Source organism: Herbaspirillum sp. CAH-3, assembly GCF_009668275.1.
In the GTDB taxonomy this organism is placed as follows: Bacteria; Pseudomonadota; Gammaproteobacteria; order Burkholderiales; family Burkholderiaceae_D; genus Herbaspirillum; species Herbaspirillum aquaticum.
In genome coordinates, this window is the sequence record NZ_VSWE01000002.1 from 247,819 (window position 1) to 269,060 (window position 21,242).

Genomic DNA, 21,242 nt, shown 5'->3' on the forward strand with positions numbered 1-21,242 from the left:
CCGAGGCGGTGCGGCGAGCGCGATCTTCGCACATTTACGGCGGTGACGGCAGTCCCGTGCTCAACGTGCTGGCAAGCGCCGGATACGATAGACGCAGCGCCTGCCCCCTGTGGGCAGGTGTTCCTCGCGGGTGATGGCGAACTCCTTGCCCAGCACCTCGCCGAAGAGCTGCAGCTCCGAACGGCAAAACCCCTGGCAAGTGCTGGCGGCGGCGCAGATGGGGCAGTGGTCTTCGATCAGCAGCCAATCCCTTCCATCCTTTTCCACCCTTGCCATGTAGCCCTCGGCGGTGCGCAGCTCGGCCAGTCGCTGCAGGCGCTTGGCGGGCGCCGTGATCCCGTCGCACTGCAGCAGGTAGTCCGCGCGCATGTCCTGCTCGCGCTGGTCGATCAGCTTGTTCAGGCCGGGCTCGCCAAAGAGCTGGCGGATCGAGCCGATCAATTGCACCGTCAGCTGGGCGTGGGTGTCCGGGAAGCGGCGATGGCCGGCACCGGTCAACTCCCAATCCTGGCGCGGCCTTCCGGCTCGCACCGTGGTCTGGACCTGGCGCGGACAGATCAGGCCTTCGGCCGCCAGCTTCTGCAATTGCTGGCGCGCCGCCTCGGGCGTGACCTGCAGCTCGCCTGCCAGTTCGGCGGTGGATGCCGGCCCACGTGTCTTCAGGCGCAGCAGGAGACGTTCGGCCGTGCTGGGGCCGGTGTCGGCAGCAGAGCTTTCTTCGCGCATGTTATTTTCCAAGTGTTTACTTGTTTAATTAAAAAAATGCTCTTACCATTTGGGGTAATTAAGCAAGGAATGGCTTGCATAATATCCCGGTGCCTCGTCCTTGTCGATGCGGTCCCGGGCCACGCATCGTGTTTGCTGCATAAAGAAAGGTTTGTTGCCATGACCCGTTCTTCCACCTCGTCCCTTTCCCCAGGCGCCGCAACGGCTGCGGCCGGCTGGGGCGAACTGCTGGGGCCGCACCGCTGGCGCGCCGTCGCGCTGACCGGCGGGGTCGCCCTGTATGCGATCAACGTGCACATCGTCACCACCATCCTGCCTTCGGTGGTAAGGGATATCGGTGGCCTGGCTTACTACGCCTGGAACGTGACGCTCTTCGTGGCCGCCTCCATCGCCGGTTCTGCCTTGACCGGCAAGCTCATGGGCGCAATCGGCGCACGCGCCACCTATTTGCTGGCACTGGCACTGTTCGGCTGCGGTGCCTTGCTGTGTGGCAGCGCTGCCAGCATGGCATGGATGCTGGCCGGGCGGGCGGTGCAGGGCGTGGGCGGCGGTCTGCTGGCAGCGCTGGCGTATGCCCTGATCCCGCTGGTGTTCGAGCCGCGTTTGTGGCCGCGTGCCATCGCGCTGGTGTCCGGCATGTGGGGTGTCTCGACCTTGCTGGGCCCCGCCGTCGGTGGCCTGTTTGCCGCTGGCGGCCATTGGCGGGTGGCGTTCTTTGCCTTGTTGCCCTTGCTGGCCGCACAGGCCTGGCTGGTGTGGCGGCAATTGGGACCGGCGACGGTACGCAGCCTGAGCGGCCCGGCACAGGCCGTACCGCTGGGACGCATCGCCCTGCTGGCCGCATCGGTCTTGTTGGTGGCGCTGGCCGCACAGACCGAAGATGACTGGCTGGCCGCCGCCTGCGTCGTGGCGGGGCTGGTGCTGGCCGGGTGGATGGCCCGCATTGACCTGCGTCATCGTGTGAACCTGTTGCCGCACGCGGCTTACCGGCCGAACACAATCATGGGTGGCGTGATGGCCTGCATCGGCTTGCTGGTCATTGGCACGTGTGTGGAAATCTTCCTGCCGTATTTCCTGCAGAATTTGCATGGCTATGATCCGCTGGGCGCCGGGTATGCGACGGCGGCCATGGCAGCGGGCTGGAGCCTGGGCTCGCTGGGCGGCTCGGGGCTGGGCGGACGGGCGGCATTGCGCATGATCCGTCTCGGGCCTTGGGTGATGACGCTGGGCATGGCCTTGCTGGCGCTGCTGATGCCAGCGCAGTGGCTGCCCGCAGGCCTGCTGGCCGATGGCCTGGTCGTGCTGGCGCTGGCGGCCACGGGCCTGGGCATCGGCATGGGCTGGCCGCATCTGGTGGCACGTGCGCTGCATGCGGCGCAGCCTGGCGAAGAGAACCTGACCTCTTCAGCCATCACGACCGTGCAATTGTTTGCCATGGCGCTGGGGGCGGCACTGGCCGGGCTGGTCGCCAATCAGGCAGGGCTGGGGGAGGGCGGCACGCAGGCGACGGCGCATGCCGCGCGGGTCCTGCTGGCGCTGTTCACGCTGGCGCCGGCATGGGCCATCGTGGTGGCGCGCAGTGTGGCGCGGGACCGGTGAGGCGGGCATGGAGGCTTCAACACCGTTGACCGAAATCGACTACCACCTGCTGGTGGCCGAGTTCGACATGCTGTGGGCGCGGCCACCGGAGGCGGCCCTGCGCGCGCGGATGGATCAGATGATGCGCTTGATCTCGGCGTTCGAAGAGAGCCGGCGGATCGCTTCTTCAGCCTGTGACAGCGCCGCTTCGGGCAGGCGCAGGTGAAGATGGGCCAGGGTGTCGTGGCGGCTGTCCAGCAATTCGTATTTCTGCTGGGCCAGCCAGTGGCGCAGCTGCGGTTCGGCCGAATAGACCACGCCGATCTCGATCTCGGCCTGGGCCACGCGTTCGGTGCGCTCGGTACTCTTGAGCGCAGTCGCAATCGCATCCGTATAGGCGCGCACCAGGCCGCCTGCACCGAGTTTGACGCCACCGTAGTAACGCACCACCATGGCCAGTACGCCATCGAGTTCGTGATGGCGCAGCACTTCCAGCATTGGGCGTCCGGCCGTCCCTGAGGGTTCGCCGTCATCGGACATGCCGGACTGGCCACCGGCCATCAATGCCCAGCAGACGTGGGTGGCGCTGCGATGGGTGTCGCGCATGCGGGCGATTTCCTGCATGGCGGCCTCGCGGCCGGGGACCGGCATGACGATGCCGATGAAGCGGCTCTTGCGGATCTCCAGTTCGATCTCGGCGCGCTGGGCGATGGTGAAGGTGGCCATGCGGGAGGGCGCTTCAGTCTTGCGGGGCAGTGCCGCCCTTGAGCAGGGCCAGCTCGGCGCGCAGGCCCTGGTTCTCTTCCGACAGGCGGCTCACGCGCGCCTGCAGCGAGGCAATTTCACGGCGCAGGGTGGCGGTGAGTTCGTTTTCCTGGCCGTCCACCAGCGGGATGGCGTTTTCCGTCATCGCCTCATCGGCCTTGGGCGCGCGCGGGGTGCGGGTGGCGGCTTTCTGCTCGCGCACCTTCTTGGCGGCTTCGCGCAATTCCTTCTTGCCCCCGGCCACGGCACTGACCTGCGCCTCGCTGGGCAGGGTCGCCACGGCGGCTGCGGCGTTGATGGAAATGGCACCGCTGCGTACGGCTTCCACCAGTTCAGGGGCGGCAGTCTTGCGGATGCGGTCGATCTGGCCGATGGTGGCACTGCTGATGCCGGCGGCGCGGGCGATGTCTTCGCGGGTCTTGATGCGGCCGGTGTTGTCGTCGGCGTGCCAGGGATCGTCGCTGGCCGCAGGCGCGTCGCTGGCAGCCGCGCCTGCGCCTTCGCTCTCTTCCGTGGCGGTGCTTTTGGCCGGCATGGCCTCGGCCTTGGTGCGGGCGGCGATGATGTCGCGCTTGCGCAGGGCCAGCATGCCGCGCTGGAAGTCGGAGACGCTGCGGCGGCCGAGCTGGTTGTCGATCATCCAGAGCAGCACGTCTTCCAGCGAGCCGAAGCTGTCGTTCTGGATGGTCTTGAAGGGCAGGTCGTACTTGCTGCAGATTTCGTAACGGTTGTGACCATCGATGAGCACATCGCCCCACAGCACCAGCGCATCGCGGCAACCTTCGGCCAGGAGGCTGCGTTCCAGCGCCGCGTATTCATTGGGGGTGAGGGGATCGATGTACTGTTTCAGTTCTTCGTTGATGACGATATTCATGTGCCTGTGCTGCCTGGGATGCCTGTGATGCCTGGATGGGCTGGAGCGGATCGTAAAGCCAGGGGCCGCATTCTACACCACCGCCTCCCGCACCCGCCGGACGGGCATGGCGCTTGCAGTACAATGTCGGGCTTCGTCACTGCTTTTCCTCGCGTCATGCGCCTCTCCTCTCGCTTGATGGCTGCGGCCATCGCTTCGGTGTTCCTTCTTTCTGCCTGTGGTACCACCTCATTGCTGCCGGGCGGCGCTTCGTCCAAGCCGGTCGAGGCCAGCGCTTCCACGCCTGCCGTCACGCCCGTCGCTCCCAGCGCCACGGCCGCGCCCACCCCGCGCAAGATCAAGATCGGCCTGGCATTGGGCGGCGGCGCAGCACGCGGCTTTGCCCACATCGGCGTGATCAAGGCGCTGGAAGCCCAGGGCATCACCGTCGATGTGGTGGCCGGTACCAGTGCCGGCAGTCTGGTCGGGGCGCTCTATGCGGCCGGCAATGATGGCTTCGCGCTGCAGAAGCTGGCGCTGGCCATGGACGAGGCGGCCATCTCGGACTGGTCGGTGCCGCTGTTCTCCAAGGTCAGTGGCGTGCTCAAGGGCGAGGGCGTGCAGAACTACGTCAACAAGGCCGTGCACAACGTCCCCATCGAGAAATTCAAGATTCCCTTCGGGGCGGTGGCCACCGACCTGCGTACCGGCCAGCCCATCCTGTTCCAGCGCGGCAATGCCGGCACGGCCGTGCGGGCGTCGTCGGCCGTGCCGGGCGTGTTCCAGTCGGTCAGGATCGGCGACCACACCTATGTGGATGGCGGGCTGGTGTCGCCGGTGCCGGTGCGCTTTGCGCGGCAGATGGGGGCGGACTTCGTGATTGCGGTCAACATCTCGGCCAATCCCGAGGCGCAGGCGGCCTCCAGCAGCTCCATCGACGTGCTGCTGCAGACCTTTGCCATCATGGGCCAGACCATCAACCAGTATGAGTTGAAGAATGCCGACATCGTCCTGCAGCCGGGCCTGGGTTCGATGAAGGGTAGCGACTTCGCCAGCCGCAACGTGGCCATCCTGGCCGGGGAGCAGGCCGCTACCGCCGCCATGCCGGACATCAAGCGCAAGCTCAAGTTGATGGCGACTGGCGGCAATTGAGGGCTCGGCCGTTGTTGGCCGTGATATGAACGAAAAAAAAGGCCGCTGTCTCCAGCGGCCTTTTACCATGCGGTCTGCACCGCGATGGTGATCATTTCTGTTCGTCTTCGCCTGCGATGATGCGGCGTGCACCATTGAAGCGCTTCTTCCAGTAGGACTCGTCCATGCTCTCGATACGCACCTGGCCGCCGGCCGAGGGGGAGTGGATGAACTTGCCGTCGCCCAGGTAGATGCCCACGTGCGAGAAACCACGGCGCAGGGTGTTGTAGAACACCAGGTCGCCCGGCTGCAGGTTGTCGCTGCCGATTTTCTCGCCCACGCGGCTGATTTCCAGCGAGGTGCGCGGCAGGTCGGTGCCCCATGCTTCCTTGAAGACGTAGCGCACCAGTCCGCTGCAATCCAGGCCGGTATCGGGCGAATTGCCGCCGTAGCGGTAATTGATGCCCAGCATGGCCAGGGCCTGGGTAGCCAGTTCGGAGGCGCGGTTGGTGATGTCTTGCAGGCGGGCGATCGCGAGATTGGTCTTGCTGATCAGCTGCTGGGCTTGCGGGGAGGTGGCTTGGGGAGGGGGAAGATCCTGCGCTGCCAGGGAAAGGTCAGCGGAATAGGCCGATGCACTGATCCAGATGCCGGCTGCGAGCGCGCACGCACGAGCGGTTTGTCGTCGGATTCGTTCAGATCGGCGTAGGGTCATCGGGATCCTCTCAGAATAGGATTGCGGGACTGTAAGGTAAATCTTACGGCTTGTCAAAAGCTGGATTCGTGCCAGCTTGTCAAATTGAAATCAATTACGGGGCAAAAGCGGCGATTTTGCTGCCTTCTCCCAGTCAGTGTTTTTCCTACACGGGGTAGGAAAATATTTCGGCTAAATGATTTACGTTTTTGCGGAAAGTTTCCTCGATGCATGAGAAAAGAGATTGGCAGGGCCGGGATGATGCAAAAATCTTCATCTAACGGACAAGGATGAGTTGGCCGGGCGGGATGTCAAAAAAGATATTCTGGCCGTACAATCAGCGTTCAATTTTTTCTGCCTATCGGAGCAAACATGCAAACCAAACCGTTCCTGTCGCTGGACGACGTCAAGAAGATCGCTGCCGGCGCTGAAGCCGAAGCCCGTGCCAACAACTGGAACGTGGCCATCTCGGTGGTCGATGACGGCGGCCACCTGCTGTGGCTGCAGCGCATGGACGGCGCCGCCCCGATCTCCTCGCAGATCGCCCCGGCCAAGGCGCGCACCGCTGCCCTGGGTCGCCGCGAAAGCAAGATCTATGAAGACATGATCAACAACGGCCGCGTCTCCTTCCTGAGCGCTCCTGGCCTGGACGGCCTGCTCGAAGGCGGCGTGCCGGTGGTGGTCGATGGCCATTACGTGGGCGCCGTCGGCGTCTCGGGCGTGAAGTCCTCGGAAGACGTGCAGATCGCCAAGGCCGGTATCGCTGCCCTGGGCCTGTAATTCCCCTCGACGCCGGCGGCCTTGGCGGCCGGCGTTCCCGCCTTGCTTGCACCCCGTTTCGGTCCCAATTCGGTGCGGTGCCGGTGCTATTGGCGCCAACTTTCGGCAATCTACGATTTGCCGGAGGGAGGCTTTTGCGCTATAATCGAGCGGTTTAGCCAATTTTATCCGCCGTAGCGCATACCCATTCCTCTTCCTCGTTCCCAACAGGCCCAGCCACGCTTCCGTACCGAATGAGTCGGGGTGTTCGCGCCGGTCAGTTTGGCGCGCAAAGGTCTACCGGTCATCCAGCCGCGGCGGTAACAATCTCAGGAGTTACCCTTGCTGCCTCTTCTTTCCGGTCCCGCGATTCCGGCCGTCCTCGCGCTCGCAGACGGGTCTGTCTTCCAAGGTTTTTCCATCGGCGCCGCAGGCAACACCACCGGTGAGGTCGTGTTCAATACCGCGATGACCGGCTACCAGGAAATCCTGACCGACCCCAGCTACAGCCGCCAGATCGTCACCCTTACCTATCCGCACATCGGCAACACGGGCGTGAACCGTGAAGACGTCGAAGCGTCGCAGATCCACGCCGCCGGCCTCATCATCAAGGACCTGCCGCGCCTGCTGTCGAACTTCCGCAGCCAGCAATCGCTGTCGGATTACCTGAAAGAAGGCAACATCGTCTCCATCGCCGGCATCGACACCCGCAAGCTGACCCGCATCCTGCGCGAGAAGGGTGCCCAGAACGGCGCCATCGTCGCCGGTGAAGCCGACATCGCGGCCGCCACCGCCAAGGCACTGGAACTGGCGCGCGCCTTCCCCGGCCTGGCCGGCATGGATCTGGCCAAGGTGGTCTCCACCAAGAAGGCCTACAACTGGACCGAGACCGAATGGCGCCTGGGCCGCGGCTATGGCCAGCAGATCACCCCGAAATTCCACGTGGTCGCCTTCGACTACGGCGTCAAGTACAACATCCTGCGCATGCTGGCCGAGCGCGGCTGCAAGGTCACCGTGCTGCCGGCGCAAGCCACTGCGGCCGAAGCGCTGGCCCTGAACCCGGACGGCATCTTCCTCTCCAACGGTCCTGGCGATCCGGAACCCTGTGATTACGCCATTGCCGCTTCCAAGGAGCTGATCGAGCGCGGTATCCCGACCTTCGGCATCTGCCTGGGTCACCAGATCATGGCCCTGGCTTCCGGCGCCAAGACCTTGAAGATGAAGTTCGGCCACCACGGCGCCAACCACCCGGTGCAGGACCTGGATTCCAAGCAGGTGATGATCACCTCGCAGAACCACGGTTTCGCCGTGGACCAGGCGACCCTGCCGGCCAATTGCCGCGTGACCCACGTGTCGCTCTTCGACGGTTCGCTGCAAGGCTTCGAGCGTACCGACAAACCTGCTTTCTGCTTCCAGGGCCACCCCGAAGCATCCCCTGGACCGCATGACATCGCTCCCCTGTTCGACAAGTTCGTGGCGATGATGGAGAAGAAACAAAATGCCTAAGCGTACTGACATCAAAAGCATCCTGATCATTGGCGCTGGCCCGATCATCATCGGCCAGGCCTGCGAATTCGACTATTCCGGCGCCCAGGCCTGCAAGGCCCTGCGTGAAGAAGGTTTCAAGGTCATCCTGGTCAACAGCAACCCGGCCACCATCATGACCGACCCGGAAATGGCCGATGCCACCTACATTGAGCCGATCACCTGGCAAGCTGTCGAGCGCATCATCGCCAAGGAAAAGCCGGACGCCATCCTGCCGACCATGGGCGGCCAGACCGCGCTGAACTGCGCGCTGGACCTGCATCGCAATGGCGTGCTGGAGAAGTACAAGGTCGAGCTGATCGGCGCGACCCCGGAAGCCATCGACAAGGCCGAAGACCGCTCCAAGTTCAAGCAGGCCATGACCAAGATCGGCCTGGGTTCGGCCCGTTCGGGCGTGTCGCACACGATGGAAGAATCGTGGGCGGTGCAGAAGACCATCGGCTTCCCGGTCATCATCCGTCCGTCCTTCACCATGGGCGGCACCGGCGGTGGTATCGCCTACAACGCCGAGGAATTCGAAACCATCTGCAAGCGCGGCCTGGAGGCTTCGCCGACGTCCGAACTGCTGATCGAAGAATCGCTGATCGGCTGGAAGGAATACGAAATGGAAGTGGTCCGCGACAAGGCGGACAACTGCATCATCGTCTGCTCCATCGAAAACCTGGACCCGATGGGCGTGCACACCGGCGACTCCATCACCGTGGCGCCGGCCCAGACGCTGACCGACAAGGAATACCAGATCATGCGTAACGCCTCGCTGGCGGTGCTGCGTGAAATCGGTGTGGATACCGGCGGCTCCAACGTGCAGTTCTCGGTCAACCCGGCCGATGGCCGCATGATCGTCATCGAAATGAACCCGCGCGTCTCGCGTTCCTCGGCACTGGCCTCCAAGGCCACCGGCTTCCCGATCGCCAAGATCGCCGCCAAGCTGGCCGTGGGCTTCACGCTCGATGAACTGCGCAACGAGATCACCGGCGGCGCGACCCCGGCGTCCTTCGAGCCGTCCATCGACTACGTCGTGACCAAGATCCCGCGCTTCACCTTCGAGAAATTCCCGCAGGCCGACAAGCACCTGACCACCCAGATGAAGTCCGTGGGTGAAGTGATGGCCATCGGCCGTACCTTCCAGGAGTCCTTCCAGAAAGCCCTGCGTGGCCTGGAAGTGGGCGTGGACGGCATGAACGAAAAGACCACCGACCGCGAACTGATCGAGAAGGAACTGGGCGAACCCGGTCCGGACCGCATCTGGTACGTGGGCGACGCCTTCGCGCAAGGCTTCTCGCTGGAAGAAGTGCATGGCCTGACCCACATCGACCCGTGGTTCCTGTCGCAGATCAAAGAGATCGTCGACATCGAACTGTGGCTGGAAAAGGATGTGGCGCTGGAGTCGCTGGACAAGGCGACCCTGTTCCAGCTGAAGCAGAAGGGCTTCTCGGATCGCCGCCTGGCCAAGCTGTTGAAGACCACCGACACCGCCGTGCGCGAGCAGCGCAAGAAGCTGGGCGTGCGTCCGGTCTTCAAGCGCGTCGATACCTGCGCGGGCGAGTTCTCGACCGATACCGCCTACATGTATTCGACCTATGACGAAGAGTGCGAATCCAACCCGACCGACAAGAAGAAGATCATGGTGCTGGGCGGTGGCCCGAACCGTATCGGCCAGGGCATCGAGTTCGACTACTGCTGCGTGCACGCGGCACTGGCGATGCGCGATGACGGTTACGAAACCATCATGGTCAACTGCAACCCGGAAACCGTCTCGACCGACTACGACACCTCCGACCGCCTGTACTTCGAGCCGGTGACGCTGGAAGACGTGCTGGAAATCGTCGACAAGGAAAAGCCGGTTGGCGTGATCGTCCAGTACGGCGGCCAGACCCCGCTGAAGCTGGCGCTGGACCTGGAAGCCAATGGCGTGCCCATCGTCGGCACCTCGCCTGACATGATCGACGCCGCTGAAGACCGCGAGCGCTTCCAGAAGCTGCTGCAGGACCTCGGCCTGCGCCAGCCGCCCAACCGTACCGCCCGTACCGAAGCCGACGCGCTGCAACTGGCGCAGGAAATCGGTTATCCGCTGGTGGTGCGCCCGTCCTACGTGCTGGGTGGCCGCGCCATGGAAATCGTCCACGAGCAGCGTGACCTGGAGCGCTACATGCGCGAAGCCGTCAAGGTTTCGCATGATTCGCCGGTGCTGCTGGACCGCTTCCTGAACGACGCCATCGAAGTGGACGTGGATTGCCTCTCCGACGGTGAACGTACCTTCATCGGCGGCGTGATGGAGCACATCGAACAGGCTGGCGTGCACTCGGGCGACTCGGCTTGCTCGCTGCCGCCGTATTCGCTGTCCAAGGAAACGATTGAAGAACTGAAGCGACAGACCGCACTGATGGCCAAGGGCCTGAACGTGGTCGGCCTGATGAACGTGCAGTTCGCCATCCAGCAAAGTGAAGTCGATGGCAAGACCGTCGATACCGTCTTCGTGCTGGAAGTGAACCCGCGTGCATCGCGTACCGTGCCCTTCGTCTCCAAGGCGACCGGCCTGCAGCTGGCCAAGATCGCTGCACGCTGCATGGTCGGCCAGTCGCTGGACAGCCAGGGCATCAAGAACGAAGTCGTGCCGCCTTACTACAGCGTCAAGGAAGCCGTGTTCCCGTTCGTCAAGTTCCCGGGCGTGGACACCATCCTCGGCCCTGAAATGAAGTCCACCGGCGAAGTCATGGGCGTGGGCAAGACCTTCGGCGAAGCCTTCGTGAAGTCGCAGATGGGTGCTGGCGTGAAGCTGCCGAAGTCCGGCAAGGTCTTCCTGTCGGTGAAGAACAGCGACAAGCCGCGTGCCGTGCAAGTGGCGCGCGACCTGGTCGCCCTGGGCTTCTCGATTGTGGCCACCAAGGGTACGGCGGCTGCCATCAGCGCTGCCGGCATCCCCGTGGCGACCGTCAACAAGGTGGTGGAAGGCCGTCCGCACATCGTGGACATGGTCAAGAACAACGAGATCACCCTGGTGGTGAACACCGTTGAAGAAAAGCGCAACGCCATTGCCGACTCCGGAGCGATCCGCACTTCGGCGCTGGCCGCCCGCGTGACCACCTTCACCACCATCGCCGGTGCCGAAGCGGCAGTGGAAGGCATGCGCCATCTGGACGCGCTGGACGTCTACGATTTACAAGGCCTGCATAAAGCTATACACTAAACCCACAACACGTTACTTTTGCCGGCTTTAGCTTGATTGACGCCGGCAGGCAAAGAGGGCATCTGAGCAATCGATGCCCTCTCTGACTTTTGGACGACACCCTGCGGCCACAACATGTTCAATGTTGCAGGGCAGATCCGTCCGGGGACGCTAAGGACATGACGCCATCGGGCCACATGCAAGTGGATTTGCGCGTGGCGTCATGTCCTTAGCGGCTCTGAGTCAGAGCGCGTGTTGTTGAAGAGCTGACGGAATCCTGCAGCAACGGTCCGTTCACCAGCCAGACTGTTCCCGTAAAAACAAGGCTTGTCCGCCAGGTTGGCGGCGCGGCTCTCTTTTTGCGTATTCAGCGGCCGGCGGACCTTGGATGCGTCTTCCGTGTAACCCTAACCTTGAGCAAGAGACTTATGAGCACAGTTCCCCTTACCAAGCGTGGCGCCGAACTTCTGAAGGAAGAATTGCACCGTTTGAAAACCAAAGACCGTCCGGAAGTCATCAATGCGATCGCCGAAGCGCGCGCGCAGGGCGACTTGTCCGAAAACGCCGAATACGAGTCCGCCAAGGAGCGCCAGGCCTTCATCGAAGGCCGTATCGCTGACCTGGAAGGCAAGCTGGGCGCGGCCCAGATCGTGGACCCGGCGGAACTGAACGCCGAAGGCCGCGTGGTCTTCGCCTCCACCGTGGACCTGGAAAACCTGGACAGCGGCGAGAAGGTGACCTACCAGATCGTGGGCCTGGACGAAGCCGACATCAAGGAATCGAAGGTCTCGGTGACTTCGCCCATCGCCCGTGCCCTGATCGGCAAGAGCGCCGGTGACGTGGTGGCCGTGGAAGCCCCCTCGGGCCTGAAGGAATACGAAATCCTGGAAGTGCGCTACGTCTGACGTAGACTGCCGCATCCGTCTCGCTGAAGCCTGGCGGATGCGGCATTGATCCTGCCGCAATACCGACGCCGGAAATGAAAAATGCCCGCATCAGCGGGCATTCTGTTTTGTGGGCCGCAGCAAGCTGCAGCCCGGTGCGTGCAGCGACCGAAGGATCAGCCGAGCGACTTCTTGGTGCTGCGCTGGCGCGGCTTGGCTTTCTTGACCAGGCCACCGGCGGTGATGCGTTCATTGCCCTTGAGCATGACCTTGCTCACCGAAGGACGCTTGGTGGCGTGCGACTTGACGATGGTCACTTCGCGCAGGCCGCCCTTGGCACCGGCAGCGGCTTTCTTGCCTTCGTCCTTTTGCGGGCGATACAGCACCAGCAGCTTGCCGATGTGTTGTACCGGTGCCGCCTTGAGCTCGGCGCAGATGGTTTCGTAGATCGCGATGCGCGCTTCACGGTCGTCGCCGAAGACACGGACCTTGATGAGGCCGTGGGCGTTCAGGCTCTTGTCGATTTCCTTCATGACGGATTCGGTCAGGCCACTTTCGCCTACCATCACGACGGGGTTCAAGCCATGGGCCTGGGCGCGCAGTTCGCTGCGCTCGGCGGGAGTCAGATTCAACATGGGAGTGCAGGTTCGGGACGAGGTCTCGGCGATGCCAAGTTGTCCCTCAATGAGATAAAACCAGTATTCTACGCGAATGGCAAAGAACAAACTGAACAAAAACTGGTTACACGACCATATCAACGACCCTTATGTGAAGTTGGCACAGAAGGAAGGCTATCGCGCGCGTGCCGCCTACAAGCTCAAGGAAATCGATGAGGAAGAGCGTCTCATCAAGCCCGGGCAGGTGATCGTCGACCTTGGCTGCACCCCCGGCAGCTGGTGCCAGTACGCCCGCAACAAGCTGGCCGGCGCTGAAGGCGGCGGCATCCATGGGACCATCATCGGCCTGGACATCCTCCCCATGGACCCGATTGCCGATGTGCACTACATCCAGGGCGATTTCCGCGAAGACGAGCCGGTACGCCAGCTCGAAGCCGTCCTGGCCGGCCGCAAGGCCGACCTGGTGCTATCGGACATGGCGCCCAACCTGTCGGGCGTGGCCATCGCCGATGCCGCGCGGGTGGAGTACCTGATCGACCTGGCCATCGATTTTGCGCAGCTGCACATGAAACCTGGCGGCTCATTGCTGGTCAAGTGTTTCAACGGGACCGGCTACAACGAACTGGTGCACAAATTCAGGGCCGAATTCAAGACAGTGATGTCCAAGAAGCCCAAGGCCAGCCGCGACAAGTCTTCCGAAATCTTTCTGCTAGGGAAAATCCTTAAAAATCCTCGCAGCTAAATCGGTTAAAGTTGACACAGAGTGGTTCCGTTTTCTGCAATCTGGCGCAAAATCTGCTGGAAACCCGGCAATTTAGTGAATTTTCCTGCCTTGTTTTGCCTGATTTCAGCCTTATATCGATTTTTGTAAATCGTTAGTCTGGCTGAATCGAAGGCAAACGCAGGCAAGGATGTCTCCCCGCCAATCGCAATGATCATGTTCGAATGGCAAGCAATTGGCGGCTGCCGCCGTGCGTGACGCGTGTTTGTGCGTTGCGTGGTGGCACAGCGGGGCAGGGCGAGGCCAGGCGGACGGCGGTTTTCCGTGTAAGGGTGGTTGAATCCGGGTAAAATCGGACGATACAAAGGCAACGTGGCGCGCAGGCGTCGGAGGAGTTCCAGTGAACAATATGTTTTCCAAGGCTGCCATCTGGGTAGTCATCGCGCTCGTGCTGTTTATGGTCTTTAAACAGTTCGACAACCGCAGCCTGGCGACCAACGCCAAGTCGATCGCGTATTCGGACTTCATCTCCGAGGTCAAGGCCGGACACATCAAGGATGCGACCATCGAGGATCGCACCATCGTGGCGACCACCCAGGACGGCACCAAGGTCAAGACCGCGACCACCATCCTGGACCGCGGCCTGGTCGGCGACCTGCTCAACAATGGCGTGAAGTTCGACGTGCGCCAGCCGGAAGAGCAGTCCTTCCTGTCGCAAATCTTCATTTCCTGGTTCCCGATGCTGCTGTTGATCGGCGTCTGGATCTTCTTCATGCGCCAGATGCAGGGCGGCGGCAAGGGCGGCGCGTTCTCCTTCGGCAAGTCCAAGGCGCGCATGCTGGATGAAAACAGCAACTCGGTCACCTTCGCCGACGTCGCCGGTTGCGACGAAGCCAAGGAAGAAGTCCAGGAGCTGGTCGAATTCCTGCGTGACCCGACCAAGTTCCAGAAGCTGGGCGGCCGCATCCCCCACGGTGTGTTGATGGTCGGTCCCCCGGGTACCGGTAAAACCCTGCTGGCCCGTGCCATCGCTGGCGAAGCCAAGGTGCCGTTCTTCACCATTTCGGGTTCGGACTTCGTGGAAATGTTCGTCGGTGTCGGTGCCTCCCGTGTGCGCGACATGTTCGAGAACGCCAAGAAGCACGCTCCCTGCATCATCTTCATCGACGAAATCGACGCCGTCGGCCGCCATCGTGGTGCCGGCATGGGCGGCGGCAACGACGAACGCGAACAGACCCTGAACCAGATGCTGGTGGAGATGGACGGTTTCGAAGCCAACTCCGGCGTCATCGTCATCGCCGCTACCAACCGCGCCGACGTGCTGGACAAGGCGCTGCTGCGTCCGGGCCGTTTCGACCGCCAGGTGATGGTCGGCCTGCCCGACATCCGTGGCCGCGAACAGATCCTCTACGTCCACATGCGCAAGGTGCCCATCGCCCCGGACGTCAAGGCCGATATCCTGGCCCGTGGTACGCCTGGCTTCTCAGGTGCCGACCTGGCCAACCTGGTCAACGAAGCAGCCCTGTTCGCTGCGCGCCGCAACAAGCGCCTGGTGGAAATGCAGGACTTCGAGGATGCCAAGGACAAGATCGTCATGGGCCCGGAACGCAAGTCGGCCGTGATGCGCGAGGAAGAACGCCGCAACACCGCCTACCACGAGTCCGGCCACGCCGTGGTCGCCAAGCTGCTGCCCAAGGCCGATCCGGTCCACAAGGTCACCATCATGCCGCGTGGCTATGCCCTGGGCCTGACCTGGCAGCTGCCGGAACATGACCGTGTGAACATGTACAAGGACAAGATGCTGGAAGAGATCTCGATCCTCTTCGGTGGCCGTATCGCTGAAGAAATCTTCATGCACCAGATGTCCACTGGCGCCTCCAACGACTTCGAGCGCGCGACCAAGCTGGCTCGCGCCATGGTCACCCGCTACGGCATGTCCGTGACCCTGGGCACCATGGTGTATGAAGATTCGGAGCAGGATGCCTACTTCGGCCGCATGTCCTCCAAGACCGTTTCCGAAGCCACCCAGCAAAAGGTGGACGCTGAAATCCGCAGCATCCTGGACGAGCAATACGCCCTGGCTCGCCGCCTGCTGGAAGAGAACCGCGAGAAGGTCGACGTCATGGCCAAGGCCCTGCTGGAATGGGAAACGCTGGACGCCGACCAGGTCAACGACATCATGAATGGCGACGAACCGCGTCCGCCGCGCAATGGTGTTCCGGCCAAGAAGTCGTCCTCGGACAACAACCGCTCCGGCGACGTGTCGCCCAACGCCACGGCCCCGGCCTGAAGCGCGCAGCGTGAGGCGCAAGGCGTGAATGCCTGAAGCCGCAGTCCCGATGAAGGTGAGGAGAAATCCTCACCTTTTTTATTTGGCCAATGAATTTGGCAGGTGAAAAACGGTACAGCCGATGACGTCCTTGCCGGACAAAAGTGTAAAGGCGGTCCATCGGCGGTGTATCATGCTGCCGCACAGCGATGGTGCGCGGCGCAGCAGGCACATGGCCGCCCCTCGGGCAATTCATCCGCATCACCCACCACAACGATGACGCAAGCTTTCCTCAAATGCGGCAGGTTCCGCCTGCCGGTCCAGTACGGCCGCCGGCCGCTGGTCATGGGCATCCTCAACGTGACGCCCGACTCCTTCTCCGATGGTGGCCGCCATCATTCGCTGGAACTGGCCCTGACCCATGCCGAGCAGATGATTGCCGACGGTGTCGACATCATCGACATCGGTGGTGAATCCACCCGCCCGGGCATTGCACCGCTGTCGCTGCAGGAAGAGCTGGAGCGCGTCATGCCCGTGATCTACGCCCTGCGCGACTGCGGCAAGCCGCTGTCCCTGGATACCTACAAACCGGCCGTCATGCGCGAAGCGCTGGCCGCCGAGGTGGACATGATCAACGACATCAATGGTTTTCGCGCCGAGGGTGCCATCGATGCCGTCAAGGACAGCGAAGCCGGCCTGTGCGTGATGCACATGCAAGGCCAGCCCCAGACCATGCAGCAAGAACCTCGATATGACGATGTGGTCACGGAGGTGGAGCAATTCCTGCAGACCCAGGTCGACCTGATGAAGGCGGCCGGTATCGGACGTGAACGAATCTGCATCGACCCCGGTTTTGGTTTCGGCAAGACTGTAGAGCATAATCTGGCTTTGCTCAGGAATACGCGGCGACTCATCGATTCGCTGGACCTGCCGCTGTTGGCAGGCATGTCGCGCAAGTCCATGATCGGCGCGGTTACCGGCAAGCCGCTGGAGCGCCGCATGGCCGGCAGCATCGGCGCGGCGCTGGCGGCGGCACAGCAGGGCGCGATGATCATCCGCGTGCACGATGTGGCCGAAACGGTCGACGCGCTGGCCATGTGGCAGGCTGGACGCGGCGACCTGTAATGCGGGGCGCCGTCCGCGTGCGAACGTGACCAAAACGCAAGCACGACAACAGATTTCACGAGAAGCAGGCTGGCATGCTCGCCGGCCCGCAAGACATCAACAAGCAACAAGCGATAAGCGATAAGGGACCAACATGGCAGGGAAATATTTCGGCACCGATGGCGTGCGCGGTCGCGTGGGCGTGGCGCCCATCACTCCTGATTTCGTCATGCGCCTGGGCTATGCTGCCGGCAAGGTGCTGGCCAAGTCCAAGGACGGCGTGGCTCGACCCACGGTACTCATCGGCAAAGACACCCGCATCTCCGGCTACATGCTCGAAGCCGCGCTGGAAGCCGGATTCGCCGCCGCCGGCGTGGACGTCTGGCTGGCCGGTCCACTGCCCACGCCGGCCGTGGCCTACCTGACCCGCGCCCAACGCCTCTCGGCTGGTGTGGTGATTTCGGCGTCGCACAATCCCTACCACGACAACGGCATCAAGTTCTTCTCGGCCAGGGGCAACAAGCTGCCCGACCAGGTCGAGGCCGACATCGAAGCAGCGCTGGAGCAGCCCATGGAGTGCGTTCCCTCCGAGAAGCTGGGCAAGGCGCGCCGCCTGTCGGACGCGGCTGGTCGCTACATCGAATTCTGCAAGAGCACCTTCCCCAGCGCCATGGACCTGCGCGGCATGCGCCTGGTAGTGGACTGCGCCAACGGCGCGGCCTATAACATCGCACCGCATGTGTTCCATGAGCTGGGTGCGGAAGTCATCACCATCGGCAACCAGCCCGATGGCCTGAACATCAACGAGGATTGCGGCGCCACGGCCCCCAAGTCGCTGGTGGCGTCGGTGCGCGAATACCGCGCCGACCTCGGCATTGCCCTGGACGGCGATGCCGACCGTCTCATCATGGTCGATGGCAGCGGCCGCATCTACAACGGTGATGAGCTGCTCTACGTGATGGTCAAGGATCGCCTGGCGATCGGCCCGGTCGATGGGGCGGTCGGCACCCTCATGACCAACATGGCCCTGGAAGTGGCCTTCAAGAAAATGGGTGTGCCCTTCGCGCGCGCCAAAGTGGGCGACCGCTACGTGCTCGAAGTGCTGCAGGAAAAGGGCTGGCTGCTCGGCGGCGAAGGCTCCGGCCACCTCCTGGCGCTGGACAAGCACACCACCGGTGACGGCATCGTTTCGGCCCTGCAGGTGCTGTGTGCCTTGAAGCGCGCCGGCCAGACCCTGGCCCAGATGACCGGCGACATCACCCTGTATCCGCAGTCGCTGATCAATGTGAAGATTCCTGCCGGCTATGACTGGAAGTCCAATACCGCCCTGCAAGCCGAGCAGGCTGCCGTGGAAGCAGAACTGGGCGAGCGCGGCCGCGTTCTGCTGCGTCCTTCCGGCACCGAACCGCTGATCCGCGTGATGGTGGAGGCGCAGGAAGCCGAGCTGGCGCGCAGCATGGCCCAGCGCATCGCGGCCAAGGTGCTCTGAGTCAGTAGTTGCGGATCCAAGGACGATGTCAAAAGAGCTCCCTCACATCCTGATGGTCGAAGACGAACCCAGCATCGCGGAGCTGTTGCGCTTCACGATGCAGGGGGCGGGCTTTGCCACCACCATCGCCACCGACGTGGCCCAGGCCCGCAAGCTGATTGCCGAGTCGCTGCCGCACGTGGTGCTGCTGGACTGGATGCTGCCCGACAGCTCCGGCCTGGTGCTGCTCTCGGAGCTGCGGCGCGACCAGCGCACGGCGGCGCTGCCGGTCATCATGCTGACCGCCAAGGGCATGGAAGAAGACAAGGTCAAGGGCTTGAATGAAGGTGCGGATGACTACGTCACCAAGCCGTTCTCGCCCAAGGAACTGGTGGCGCGCGTGCAGGCCCTGCTGCGCCGCAAGGCACCGGAAATCGGCAGCCAGGCGCTCAAATATCGCGACATCAGCATCGACGTCGAACGCCGCCAGGTGGAGGTGGCCGGCCGGCAGGTCGCGCTGGACCAGGCCGAATTCAAGCTGCTGCGTTACCTGGTGGCGCATCCGGAGCGCATCTTCTCGCGCGCCCAGTTGCTCGACAAGGTCTGGGGTGACCACACCTTCATCGAGGAACGTACCGTGGATGTGCACATCATGCGCTTGCGCAAGTCGCTGGGCGATCTGGCGCATTATGTCCAGACGGTACGCGGGATGGGTTACAAGCTCAGCGCCGAGCAGTGAGGCAGGCGGCCATCGGGCTGGACCATGAATGAAAAAGGCGATCTTCGGATCGCCTTTTTTGCGCCTGTTCAGTCCAGCGGTACGCTGCGATACCGGTTCACGTCTGATGCCGAGACGAAGCCCCCTTGGTTGCCCCAGCTGTTGCGCACATAGGAGACCAATGCCGCCACTTCCTGGTCACTCAATTGCGGACCGAAGGGCGGCATGCCGAAGGGATAGGGATTGCCTGCCGTCGAGGGCGGGAAGCCGCCATTGAGTACCGCGCGGATGGCATTGACCGGCTGCGGTCCGCCGATGGCGTGATTGCCCGCCAGCGGCGGATAGTCCGGGGCACTGCCTTGTCCCTTGCCGCCGTGGCAGTCCACGCACAACTCCCCATAGAGCTTCTTGCCCTGCTTGAGGATGCGTTCGGCCTCGGCGGGTTCCGGCTGCGCAGCGGCGCTGGCGCCCGGCAGGGGCTGCGCCGGCAGCGACTTCAGGTAGACCGCCATGGCATTGATGTCCTCATCGTCCAGATACTGCAGGCTGCGCCCGACGATTTCCGACATCGGCCCCAGCGAGGTGCCGCGCGGCGAGACGCCAGTCCTGAGCAGGGCGGCGATGTCGGCCTCGCTCCAGCTGCCCAGGCCGTGTTCGCCGCCATGCAGGGGCGGGGCATACCAGTCCAGCGCCGGGATCATGCCGCCGGCCAGGTCCAGCGGTGCGATGCTGGCCGCCACCACGTTGCGGGCGCTGTGGCAGGCGCTGCAATGGCCGGCGCCGCGCACCAGATAGGCACCGCGATTCCATTGGGCGGAGCGCGCCGGATCAGGCTGGTAAACAGCTGGTGTGAAGAAAAATGCGCGCCATAGACCCAACAGCGGACGCTGGTCGTAAGGGAAGCGCAACTCATGTGAACGATTGGCCTGATTCACGGGGGGCAGCGTGCGCAGCCATGCGAACAAGGCGTCACTGTCCTCGCGGCTGAGCTGCGTGAAGCTGGTGTAGGGGAAAGCCGGAAAGAGGAACCGGCCATCGCGTCCGCGTCCCTGATGCAGGGCGCGCCAGAAATCGTCGGCGCTCCAGTCGCCGATGCCGGTGGCTCGATCGGGCGTGATGTTGTTGGTGTAGATCGTGCCGAAGGGCGTCGCAAGGGCGCGTCCACCGGCATAGGCCGCGCCGCCGCGCGCTGTGTGGCAGGCCATGCAGTTGCCGGCCCGCGCCAGGTATTGGCCTTTGGCCAGCTGTGCCTGGCGGTCGGTCACCGGGACGATCACGCCAGGATCTTCGCTGCGCAGGCTTTGCCAGGCGATCACGCCGCCGGCCAGCGCTACCACGGCCAGCACGCTGCCCAGCAGGATGCCGACTCCCAGGCGCAAGCTCCGGTTCATCGTGTCGCTCCCGGGCTGGCAGGGGAACCCGGCATGCTGCCGCAGGCCACCGGCAGGGGCTTGGGCAGCACGCCTTGAGGTGCATAGTCGGCCGGGACCGGCTGGGAGGACAACCAGCTGCTGGCCGCATTGATTTCTTCCGGGCTCAACGCCTTGGCGATCTCGCCCATGCAATCCGGGGCCCGGGCAGTGCGTTCGCCATTGCGCCAGGCACCCAGTTGCGCATTGATGTAGTCGCGTGGCAGGCCGAGCAAGCCCGGAATGGCCGGCTGCACGCCGGTCAATCCGGCCCCGTGGCAACTGGCGCAGGCCGGGATGCCTTGGGCGGGCTTGCCCTGGCTGACCAGCAGGCGTCCGCGCTCCAGTACCGTGGCGCCCACATCGGCCGGCACCGGGGGCGGGTAGGGCGGATGCTGGTCGGCGAAGAAGAGGGCGATCTGCTGCAGGTAATCGTCAGAAAGATGGCCCAGCAGATAATTCATCATCGGATAGCGGCGCCGGCCATCGCGGAAACTCTGCAGCTGGTTCAGCAGATAGCCCTCCGGCTTGCCGGCAATGCGCGGATAGTAGCCATCGGCCGTGGCACGCCCTTCCTTGCCGTGGCAGGCGATGCAGGCGGCCATGCGTTCGGCCATGCCCGGCACGGCGCGCGGTTTCTCCGCGGGCGTCTGGGCCATGGCAGCGCCGCCCGTGATCAGTGTCCCCAGGACGGCGGCTGCAAGCTTCTTCATATTTTTTGTGGGCGAGCGCATCGGCCTATTGTAGTCCAAGCGGGCAGCACGCTTGCGGCTTTGCAAGGCCGGGCGCAGCGGATACAATAGCGGCCTTGTTTGCCCCCGTAGCTCAGTGGATA

Annotated in this window: 18 protein-coding genes; 11 read left to right on the forward strand and 7 right to left on the reverse strand. The window is 63.4% G+C overall.

Annotation, left to right across the window (positions count from 1 at the left end; genetic code table 11):
* Nucleotides 1–60 precede the first annotated feature (60 nt).
* Nucleotides 61–726, reverse strand: a complete 666-nt coding sequence (locus FYB76_RS03845; RefSeq protein ID WP_154132752.1) for a metalloregulator ArsR/SmtB family transcription factor — start codon at nt 724–726, stop codon at nt 61–63.
* A 159-nt stretch (nt 727–885) separates the two neighbouring features.
* Between FYB76_RS03845 and FYB76_RS03850 the strand changes: the two genes are divergently transcribed.
* Nucleotides 886–2,325 carry an MFS transporter gene (locus FYB76_RS03850; protein WP_154132753.1) on the forward strand — a complete coding sequence of 480 codons (1,440 nt, stop codon included), beginning with the start codon at nt 886–888 and terminating at the stop codon, nt 2,323–2,325.
* Between the two features lie 114 nt (nt 2,326–2,439).
* On the opposite strand, the gene FYB76_RS03855 is transcribed toward FYB76_RS03850, so the two are convergent.
* Entirely contained in the window at nt 2,440–3,030 is a 591-nt protein-coding gene (locus FYB76_RS03855) for a YigZ family protein (RefSeq protein ID WP_154132754.1), read from the reverse strand.
* A 13-nt stretch (nt 3,031–3,043) separates the two neighbouring features.
* Nucleotides 3,044–3,943 carry a hypothetical protein gene (locus FYB76_RS03860; RefSeq protein WP_154132755.1) on the reverse strand — a complete coding sequence of 300 codons (900 nt, stop codon included), beginning with the start codon at nt 3,941–3,943 and terminating at the stop codon, nt 3,044–3,046.
* Nucleotides 3,944–4,099: 156 nt separating this feature from the next.
* Between FYB76_RS03860 and FYB76_RS03865 the strand changes: the two genes are divergently transcribed.
* Nucleotides 4,100–5,074 carry a patatin-like phospholipase family protein gene (locus tag FYB76_RS03865; RefSeq protein ID WP_154132756.1) on the forward strand — a complete coding sequence of 325 codons (975 nt, stop codon included), beginning with the start codon at nt 4,100–4,102 and terminating at the stop codon, nt 5,072–5,074.
* Between the two features lie 91 nt (nt 5,075–5,165).
* On the opposite strand, the gene FYB76_RS03870 is transcribed toward FYB76_RS03865, so the two are convergent.
* Nucleotides 5,166–5,768 (reverse strand): C40 family peptidase, encoded by a 603-nt coding sequence (locus tag FYB76_RS03870; RefSeq protein WP_088756005.1) that lies wholly within the window; start codon nt 5,766–5,768, stop codon nt 5,166–5,168.
* A gap of 351 nt (nt 5,769–6,119) precedes the next feature.
* Here FYB76_RS03870 and FYB76_RS03875 point away from each other — a divergent pair, with 351 nt between their 5' ends.
* From FYB76_RS03875 to greA, 4 genes are all read left to right on the forward strand, one after another.
* Nucleotides 6,120–6,527 carry a heme-binding protein gene (locus FYB76_RS03875; protein ID WP_008326828.1) on the forward strand — a complete coding sequence of 136 codons (408 nt, stop codon included), beginning with the start codon at nt 6,120–6,122 and terminating at the stop codon, nt 6,525–6,527.
* A 321-nt stretch (nt 6,528–6,848) separates the two neighbouring features.
* On the forward strand, nt 6,849–8,012 hold the full coding sequence (carA, locus tag FYB76_RS03880; RefSeq protein ID WP_058894666.1) for a glutamine-hydrolyzing carbamoyl-phosphate synthase small subunit: 1,164 nt from the start codon (nt 6,849–6,851) through the stop codon (nt 8,010–8,012).
* A complete protein-coding gene (gene carB / locus FYB76_RS03885) occupies nt 8,005–11,238 on the forward strand; it encodes a carbamoyl-phosphate synthase large subunit (RefSeq protein ID WP_154132757.1) in 3,234 nt (1,077 codons plus the stop codon). The genes carA and carB overlap by 8 nt, the downstream gene beginning before the upstream one ends.
* A gap of 407 nt (nt 11,239–11,645) precedes the next feature.
* The gene (greA, locus tag FYB76_RS03890; RefSeq protein WP_013233401.1) at nt 11,646–12,122 is read left to right on the forward strand and encodes a transcription elongation factor GreA; all 477 of its coding nucleotides are present in this window, start codon (nt 11,646–11,648) and stop codon (nt 12,120–12,122) included.
* A gap of 155 nt (nt 12,123–12,277) precedes the next feature.
* Here the strand turns inward: greA and yhbY are convergent, their stop codons facing one another.
* On the reverse strand, nt 12,278–12,736 hold the full coding sequence (gene yhbY, locus FYB76_RS03895; RefSeq protein ID WP_034340366.1) for a ribosome assembly RNA-binding protein YhbY: 459 nt from the start codon (nt 12,734–12,736) through the stop codon (nt 12,278–12,280).
* Nucleotides 12,737–12,812: 76 nt separating this feature from the next.
* On the opposite strand from yhbY, the gene FYB76_RS03900 reads away from it, so the two are divergent.
* From FYB76_RS03900 to FYB76_RS03920, 5 genes are all read left to right on the forward strand, one after another.
* A complete protein-coding gene (locus FYB76_RS03900) occupies nt 12,813–13,460 on the forward strand; it encodes an RlmE family RNA methyltransferase (protein ID WP_088756003.1) in 648 nt (215 codons plus the stop codon).
* A gap of 379 nt (nt 13,461–13,839) precedes the next feature.
* Nucleotides 13,840–15,729, forward strand: a complete 1,890-nt coding sequence (gene ftsH, locus FYB76_RS03905; protein WP_088756002.1) for an ATP-dependent zinc metalloprotease FtsH — start codon at nt 13,840–13,842, stop codon at nt 15,727–15,729.
* Between the two features lie 255 nt (nt 15,730–15,984).
* Nucleotides 15,985–16,833, forward strand: coding sequence for a dihydropteroate synthase (gene folP / locus FYB76_RS03910; RefSeq protein WP_088756001.1), 849 nt, complete (start codon nt 15,985–15,987; stop codon nt 16,831–16,833).
* A 133-nt stretch (nt 16,834–16,966) separates the two neighbouring features.
* A complete protein-coding gene (gene glmM / locus FYB76_RS03915; protein ID WP_154132758.1) occupies nt 16,967–18,301 on the forward strand; it encodes a phosphoglucosamine mutase in 1,335 nt (444 codons plus the stop codon).
* A gap of 25 nt (nt 18,302–18,326) precedes the next feature.
* Complete coding sequence (locus FYB76_RS03920; RefSeq protein WP_088755999.1) at nt 18,327–19,019, forward strand: response regulator; 693 nt, start codon at nt 18,327–18,329, stop codon at nt 19,017–19,019.
* A gap of 68 nt (nt 19,020–19,087) precedes the next feature.
* On the opposite strand, the gene FYB76_RS03925 is transcribed toward FYB76_RS03920, so the two are convergent.
* Complete coding sequence (locus tag FYB76_RS03925; RefSeq protein WP_154132759.1) at nt 19,088–20,389, reverse strand: cytochrome c; 1,302 nt, start codon at nt 20,387–20,389, stop codon at nt 19,088–19,090.
* Nucleotides 20,386–21,120: a c-type cytochrome gene (locus FYB76_RS03930; protein WP_195724564.1), complete on the reverse strand. Its 735-nt coding sequence runs from the start codon at nt 21,118–21,120 to the stop codon at nt 20,386–20,388. The genes FYB76_RS03925 and FYB76_RS03930 overlap by 4 nt, the downstream gene beginning before the upstream one ends.
* Between the last annotated feature and the right edge of the window lie 122 nt (nt 21,121–21,242).

Excerpts from the sequence above, each read along its gene's own strand:
- FYB76_RS03845 (WP_154132752.1), bottom strand. The coding sequence starts at position 726 with ATGCGCGAAGAAAGCTCTGCTGCCGACACCGGCCCCAGCACGGCCGAA.
- FYB76_RS03850 (WP_154132753.1), top strand. The coding sequence starts at position 886 with ATGACCCGTTCTTCCACCTCGTCCCTTTCCCCAGGCGCCGCAACGGCT.
- FYB76_RS03855 (WP_154132754.1), bottom strand. The coding sequence starts at position 3,030 with ATGGCCACCTTCACCATCGCCCAGCGCGCCGAGATCGAACTGGAGATC.
- FYB76_RS03860 (WP_154132755.1), bottom strand. The coding sequence starts at position 3,943 with ATGAATATCGTCATCAACGAAGAACTGAAACAGTACATCGATCCCCTC.
- FYB76_RS03865 (WP_154132756.1), top strand. The coding sequence starts at position 4,100 with ATGCGCCTCTCCTCTCGCTTGATGGCTGCGGCCATCGCTTCGGTGTTC.
- FYB76_RS03870 (WP_088756005.1), bottom strand. The coding sequence starts at position 5,768 with ATGACCCTACGCCGATCTGAACGAATCCGACGACAAACCGCTCGTGCG.
- FYB76_RS03875 (WP_008326828.1), top strand. The coding sequence starts at position 6,120 with ATGCAAACCAAACCGTTCCTGTCGCTGGACGACGTCAAGAAGATCGCT.
- carB (WP_154132757.1), top strand. The coding sequence starts at position 8,005 with ATGCCTAAGCGTACTGACATCAAAAGCATCCTGATCATTGGCGCTGGC.
- greA (WP_013233401.1), top strand. The coding sequence starts at position 11,646 with ATGAGCACAGTTCCCCTTACCAAGCGTGGCGCCGAACTTCTGAAGGAA.
- yhbY (WP_034340366.1), bottom strand. The coding sequence starts at position 12,736 with ATGTTGAATCTGACTCCCGCCGAGCGCAGCGAACTGCGCGCCCAGGCC.
- FYB76_RS03900 (WP_088756003.1), top strand. The coding sequence starts at position 12,813 with ATGGCAAAGAACAAACTGAACAAAAACTGGTTACACGACCATATCAAC.
- folP (WP_088756001.1), top strand. The coding sequence starts at position 15,985 with ATGACGCAAGCTTTCCTCAAATGCGGCAGGTTCCGCCTGCCGGTCCAG.
- glmM (WP_154132758.1), top strand. The coding sequence starts at position 16,967 with ATGGCAGGGAAATATTTCGGCACCGATGGCGTGCGCGGTCGCGTGGGC.
- FYB76_RS03920 (WP_088755999.1), top strand. The coding sequence starts at position 18,327 with ATGTCAAAAGAGCTCCCTCACATCCTGATGGTCGAAGACGAACCCAGC.
- FYB76_RS03925 (WP_154132759.1), bottom strand. The coding sequence starts at position 20,389 with ATGAACCGGAGCTTGCGCCTGGGAGTCGGCATCCTGCTGGGCAGCGTG.
- FYB76_RS03930 (WP_195724564.1), bottom strand. The coding sequence starts at position 21,120 with ATGAAGAAGCTTGCAGCCGCCGTCCTGGGGACACTGATCACGGGCGGC.